The sequence below is a fragment of the Marinobacter nitratireducens genome (genome assembly GCF_000708045.1).
GTDB classification, from domain to species: Bacteria; Pseudomonadota; Gammaproteobacteria; order Pseudomonadales; family Oleiphilaceae; genus Marinobacter; species Marinobacter nitratireducens.
Genome location: NZ_ANIE01000013.1, coordinates 1 through 1,171 on the forward strand (window position 1 = coordinate 1; position 1,171 = coordinate 1,171).

A 1,171-nucleotide genomic window follows, 5' to 3' on the forward strand; every position below is an offset into this window, starting at 1 on the left:
ACTCGATGATCTTGGATACCACGCCGGCACCAACGGTACGGCCGCCTTCACGAATCGCGAAGCGCAGACCATCTTCCATGGCGATCGGAGCGATCAGGGTAACACTCATCTTGACGTTGTCACCCGGCATTACCATCTCAACGCCTTCCGGCAGTTCGCAAGAACCGGTTACGTCAGTAGTCCGGAAGTAGAACTGCGGACGGTAGCCTTTAAAGAACGGAGTGTGACGACCACCCTCGTCTTTGCCCAGTACGTACACTTCGCACTCGAACTTGGTGTGCGGAGTGATGGAACCAGGAACCGCCAGAACCTGACCACGCTCAACGTCGTCACGCTTGGTACCACGCAGCAGAACACCAACGTTCTCACCGGCACGACCTTCGTCCAGCAGCTTGCGGAACATTTCAACACCGGTACAAGTGGTCTTGGTAGTCTCGCGAATACCAACGATTTCCACTTCGTCACCAACCTTGATGATGCCACGCTCAACACGACCGGTAACAACGGTACCACGGCCAGAGATGGAGAATACGTCCTCGATCGGCATCAGGAACGGCTGGTCAATCGCACGCTCCGGCTCAGGGATGTATTCGTCCAGAGCTTCTACCAGCTTCTTAACAGCGGTAGTGCCCATCTCGTTGTCGTCTTTACCTTCCAGCGCCATCAGCGCGGAACCGGTCACGATCGGAGTGTCGTCACCCGGGAAGTCGTACTGGCTCAGCAGATCACGAACTTCCATCTCTACCAGCTCGAGCAGCTCTTCGTCATCGACCATGTCCGCCTTGTTCAGGAACACAACGATGAACGGTACGCCAACCTGACGGGACAGCAGGATGTGCTCACGAGTCTGCGGCATGGGGCCGTCAGCTGCAGAACAAACCAGGATAGCGCCGTCCATCTGAGCAGCACCAGTGATCATGTTCTTAACGTAGTCAGCGTGACCCGGGCAATCCACGTGTGCGTAGTGACGAGTCGGAGAATCGTACTCAACGTGGGAAGTCGCGATAGTGATACCACGAGCCTTCTCTTCCGGCGCGTTATCAATCTGGTCAAACGCGCTGGCAGTACCTGTACCCCATACTTCGTGACATACACGAGTCAGAGCTGCGGTCAGAGTGGTTTTACCATGGTCAACGTGACCAATGGTGCCCACGTTGACGTGCGGTTTACT

1 protein-coding gene is annotated in these 1,171 nt (G+C 55.8%); it reads right to left on the minus strand.

Annotation, left to right across the window (positions count from 1 at the left end; genetic code table 11):
• On the minus strand, positions 1–1,171 hold a 1,171-nt coding region (gene tuf / locus D777_RS17480; protein WP_036135034.1), incomplete at both ends, for an elongation factor Tu.